General features: G+C 42.7%; 8 protein-coding genes. 2 read left to right on the top strand and 6 right to left on the bottom strand.

What is annotated here, in order from left to right:
* Positions 1–246 (top strand): DUF4351 domain-containing protein (locus NJ959_RS10525; protein WP_254011702.1); only part of this gene is annotated, 246 nt, incomplete at its 5' end.
* A 174-nt stretch (positions 247–420) separates the two neighbouring features.
* On the opposite strand, the gene NJ959_RS10520 is transcribed toward NJ959_RS10525, so the two are convergent.
* From NJ959_RS10520 to ndhC, 6 genes are all read right to left on the bottom strand, one after another.
* Positions 421–1062 (bottom strand): helix-turn-helix domain-containing protein, encoded by a 642-nt coding sequence (locus tag NJ959_RS10520; protein ID WP_254011701.1) that lies wholly within the window; start codon positions 1060–1062, stop codon positions 421–423.
* An 8-nt stretch (positions 1063–1070) separates the two neighbouring features.
* On the bottom strand, positions 1071–1304 hold the full coding sequence (locus NJ959_RS10515) for a hypothetical protein (RefSeq protein WP_254011700.1): 234 nt from the start codon (positions 1302–1304) through the stop codon (positions 1071–1073).
* Positions 1305–1408: 104 nt separating this feature from the next.
* Positions 1409–1897: a Dps family protein gene (locus NJ959_RS10510; RefSeq protein WP_254011699.1), complete on the bottom strand. Its 489-nt coding sequence runs from the start codon at positions 1895–1897 to the stop codon at positions 1409–1411.
* A gap of 202 nt (positions 1898–2099) precedes the next feature.
* Positions 2100–2612, bottom strand: coding sequence for an NAD(P)H-quinone oxidoreductase subunit J (locus NJ959_RS10505; RefSeq protein WP_309242596.1), 513 nt, complete (start codon positions 2610–2612; stop codon positions 2100–2102).
* Complete coding sequence (locus NJ959_RS10500) at positions 2605–3357, bottom strand: NADH dehydrogenase subunit K (protein ID WP_254011698.1); 753 nt, start codon at positions 3355–3357, stop codon at positions 2605–2607. Before NJ959_RS10500 ends, NJ959_RS10505 begins: the two co-directional genes overlap by 8 nt.
* Positions 3348–3710: a photosynthetic/respiratory NAD(P)H-quinone oxidoreductase subunit C gene (gene ndhC, locus NJ959_RS10495; RefSeq protein WP_254011697.1), complete on the bottom strand. Its 363-nt coding sequence runs from the start codon at positions 3708–3710 to the stop codon at positions 3348–3350. Before ndhC ends, NJ959_RS10500 begins: the two co-directional genes overlap by 10 nt.
* Before the next feature lie 346 nt (positions 3711–4056).
* Here ndhC and NJ959_RS10490 point away from each other — a divergent pair.
* The coding region (locus NJ959_RS10490) for a tetratricopeptide repeat protein (RefSeq protein ID WP_254011696.1) at positions 4057–5005 on the top strand (949 nt) is incomplete at its 3' end.

Raw genomic sequence — 5005 nt, 5'->3', positions numbered from 1 at the left:
AGAGAAGAAGGAAGAGAAGAAGGAAGAGAAGAAGGAAGAGAAGAAGGAAGAGAAGAAGGAAAAATTGAAGGGGAAAGAATGGTACTATTAAGACAAATTAAGCGCCGTTTTGGTGAACTAAATTCTGCGACAATTGTTTTAATTGAAGGATTAAACAGCCAAGATTTGGCACGTTTAGAAGAGGCGATGTGGGATCTTTCTACTATTGGGGATTTACTCAAATGGCTGGAAGATTATTCTAGTTAAACAAGTTTAATGTAGGGTGGGCACTCCCCTGGAGAAGCTGAAAAGCTGATAATTACGTTAATAGGGAGTGCCCACCCTACCGTTATTGAAACTGGTGCAAGATTTGAGTTAAATAATAATTACACAGCAACACTATATATAGTGTTGCTGGAAATAGTTGGGGGACGATTAATATTAAATCGGACTCACCTTAGCACGATAAAGTAGCTTATCCCCATGTCGATAGCCAGTATAACGGACTTTTACCATATCACCAGATTGAGCTGTACCTGACATAAGTTGGTGGAATTGGGGATTGTAAGGCACTTCTTCACCAACAGACGCGATCGCAATTACTCCCCATTCTGCCATAAGTTGTTCCACAGGTTGAATTAACGGCAGTAATCTTACCGCTGGTAACTGCTCATTTTGCCTAGCCGAGTATGCCGCTGTTGGCCATTGTACCAGCCAGGATTCTATTATTTGCAAACTCGCCTGTTGAAATTCCTGCCTTAATGTCTCTCGCTGCACATTTAACTGTTGTTGTAGTCGCTGATATTCTTGCTTTAGTGACAAATTTTCTGGCTCAGAAGAAATATGAGATATTGCTTCTGAAGAAAACATATTCAGCAACTGACTTGCCGATAACTGTAATGCTTCCGATAGTTTCATCAGGGTTTCTATTCGCATTTGCGATACTTCTCCTTGCCGTAAATGCTGTATTTGTCGCCTAGAAACTCCTGTGACTTGACTGAGGTGGTTAAAACTATGAACACCGACTTTATTCATTGTTTCTTGTAATAATTCGGTATAATTAGGTTGATTAGACTCGTTCATTATATTTTTTATTTCAAGTATTTATCTGTCCGCAATTGTCGTCCGCAATTACAGCACCGATAAGGAGTGCCATAGACTATTTTTGCAGACAATCCTATCAAATTGGTATAAAGATTATTAATAATTCCTCGCGAGTCAATAGTAGTGGCGGCTCGATCGCTATATTCTTCAAAACTAACTGATACATGGTTAGTTACTCTCCCACATCGACTACAGTAGAGATCTTTGTGTTGTCCTATCATAATAGTTTCCTCGATCTTATACCAAATTCCGTTTAAACATCAAATGTAGGACAGGCATCTTGCCTGTCACGAGCAGGCATCTTGCCTGCTCTACAAATTAAAATTTACTTCAAATTACTCCTTAACATCCAAGCTGTTTTCTCATGAATACTCATCCTTTGAGTCAATAAATCGGCAGTAGATTCATCATTAGCACTTTCAGCAATAGGGAAAATAGACCTTGCAGTCCGGACAACTGCCTCATTTCCTTCTACTAGCAATCGTACCATTTCTTCAGCTTCTGGAACTTCACTGGTTTCTGGAATTGAAGTTAATGCTGCATATTGGCTGTAGCTACCAGGTGCAGGATAACCTAGTGTGCGAATCCTTTCTGCGATTGCATCCACTGCTAATGATAATTCTGTATACTGTTGTTCAAACATCAGATGAAGTGAATTAAACATTGGTCCGGTGACATTCCAGTGGAAGTAGTGAGTTTTCAGATACAGGCTATAGGTATCTGCCAATAGACGAGAAAGCCCTTGGACAATTTCTGCACGATTGCTTTCGGAAATACCAATATTTACAGGTGCGATTTTTGCTGTGGCTTCCATTATTTTCTCCTAATTCGTCTCAATTAAGTTTACAGGTGATATGGGAGGGCGTTTTTTCTCTCGTCCAAAATACTGATTGTACAACCCCTAACCCAATTTGAGCAAGTGACTAATTTTTATTAGTAAAAATAAACAAAAAAAGCGATCGCACAATAATAAAATTGCGATCGCAATCCCAGCAATAAAGCATCAAATCCCTTAACTAATAAGCATCCTGCAACTCGTAAAAGTCTGGGGAGATATAATCCTTCCGCAATGGCCAACCTACCCAATCTTCCGGCATCAAAATCCGCTTCAAGTTAGGATGTCCTTGATAGACAATGCCGTACATATCGTAGGTTTCCCTTTCTTGCCAATCAGCCGCTTTCCAAATCCAGTAAAGTGACGGCAATATGGGATTATCTCGTGGCAAAAATACCTTCACTCGCAATTCTTCTGGCTTATCAGCATTATCACTTAGTTTAATCAAGTGATAAAAACTGACCAATTCTTCACCAGGACCAGCATCATAACCCCCTTGGCATTGCAGGTAATTAAACCCATAAGCATAGAGAGCAGTTGCCACAGGAATTAACACCTCAGCATCAACCTTAATCACCTCAACACCGAGATGATCTGCCTCCATTAACTCATGTTCAAAGCCATTTTCTGTCAGCCAGGTTGAAACTTTACCCGCTGTTACTATTTGGGCAGTTTCTTGAGATTCTTCAGCCACGATTTACCTCCTGCTTTTGAGAAGACTTCAGTGCGGGTGGTACTGGAATTCCCATCGCTTCTGTTAATTCCTTGGGTGGAGTATAACGAGTGCCTGACTGTAAATACTTCCCAGTTAAAATATCTGGTACAGAATTCATGTTGTGAGTGGTGCTGTAATAGCGATGTGTTTGGCGCAATTTACCTCGTTCCTGCATAGAATCAGTAGCAACTTTCTTGCGCAACTTCACAATCGCATCCATCACAGCTTCTGGGCGTGGCGGACAACCGGGAATATAGACATCTACCGGAATTAACTTATCTACACCGCGTACAGCAGTAGGAGAATCAACGCTGAACATTCCTCCGGTAATCGTGCAAGCACCCATAGCGATGACATACTTTGGTTCTGGCATTTGTTCGTATAAACGTACCAGCGCCGGAGCCATTTTCATGGTAATAGTTCCTGCGGTAATAATTAAATCCGCTTGGCGGGGACTGCAACGGGGAACCAAACCAAAACGGTCAAAATCAAACCGCGAACCAATCATTGCTGCAAATTCGATAAAGCAGCAAGCAGTGCCATACATTAAAGGCCACAAACTCGAAAGTCGTGCCCAATTGTAGAGGTCATCTACAGTAGTTAAAATGACATTCTCTGACAAATCTTGAGTGACAATCGGTCGCTCAATTGGGTTAGTAACTTTACCTTTCGAGAACTGTCCTAAAGCAGCATTATCTGTTGTAACTTTGGTATTTATGACCATTCCAAGGCTCCTTTGCGCCAAGCGTAAACCAGGGCAATAACAAGAATTGCGATAAAGATGAGAGCTTCAATAAAAGCCAGAACTCCCAGTTGATTGAAAGCAACTGCCCAAGGATATAGGAATACCGTTTCTACATCAAAAATCACAAAAACCAGAGCAAACATGTAGTAACGGATATTAAACTGAATCCAAGCCCCCCCTATGGGTTCCATACCGGATTCATAGGTGGTACGCCTTTCAGCACCGCGACTAGCAGGGCGCAGGAGCTTAGAGGCAGACAGTGCCAGAAAAGGGACCGAGCTGGCAGCCAGCAAGAAGCCTAAGAGATATTCGTAGCCGCTAAGAACAAACACAATGGTTACTGACGCGAAGATATGAGGTTATTACTTCTTTACATTACTACCTTATTATAAGGTGTAGCTTCCCACCGCCCCATTTTGAGAAGCTGAAGTGGTTCATAGAGAAAGATAATCCTATCCATTGGCGAGAATGGGGGGTTTACCCAAAATATCCATCGCGCATACCCTTCACCCCTACAGTCAATGGTGGCACAATACCCAGATCCCACACCAATCACCAACAACCCATCCGCTGCAAATACCCAGATCCCACACCAATCACCAACAACCCATCCGCTGCATAACCTCCACCACTCCAGAGATATGGGATAATAACCACATCCCCAAGGGGTAACCAAAAATGAAGCCAAAACTCCTATCCTGCTTCCTCACCAGCCTCATCATCCTGCCACTTGTACTGACACCCACCCGCAGCCAAAGCCAAACCAACGGAAACTCTGCACCACCACAGCAGTTGGCACAAGCGGAAACCTTCACCCCGGCAACTATTAACGGCACACTCGATAGTAATAGTAAAACTCAGAACAAAGACAAAACCTATTATAATACCCATACCTTAGAAGGTAAAGCAGGGGAACAGATTACCATCGAGTTAACTAGCAGTGAATTTATTCCCCGTCTGTTGTTAGCTGACTCTGAGAAACTGATTGATTATGATTACGCTGCTGGAAATAATGCCAGAATTACTGTAACTTTACCTGCTACTGGCACTTACTATATTCTGGCTAATGCTGCGGAAGCTGGCAAAACAGGTAACTATACCCTGAGTTGGCGAGAAGCTACAGCAGATGACTTGGAATTAGCCGAAGCAGAAAAATTAAATCGACAGGTACTTGAACTTGGCAACCAAGGTAAATATGATACAGCGATTCCCTTAGCAGAAAATGCCCTAAAAATCAGGCAACGAATTTTGGGAGCAAAGCATCCTGATATCGCAAGAAGCCTCAACAGTTTGGCAGGTTTATACGAAAGTCAAGGGAGATACGCCGAAGCGGAACCCCTCTTTCGCCAAGCTTTGGCTATGTTACAGGAAATACTGCCAGCAAAGCATCCTGATATCGCAACTAGCCTCAACAACTTGGCAGCTTTATACCAAAGTCAAGGGAGGTACGCCGAAGCCGAACCCCTCTATCGCCAAGCATTGGCAATGTATCAGGAAATTCTGCCAGAAAAGCATCCTACTATCGCAACTAGCCTCAACAACTTGGCAACTTTATACAAAAGTCAAGGGAGATACGCCGAAGCCGAACCCCTCTATCGCCAAGCATTGGCAATGTTACAGGAAATTC

Origin of the sequence: Limnofasciculus baicalensis BBK-W-15, assembly GCF_024178385.1 — a bacterium.
GTDB lineage: Bacteria > Cyanobacteriota > Cyanobacteriia > Cyanobacteriales > Coleofasciculaceae > Limnofasciculus > Limnofasciculus baicalensis.
Note: the sequence above shows the minus strand (reverse complement) of the source record. Positions and strands in the feature narration are given on the sequence as shown.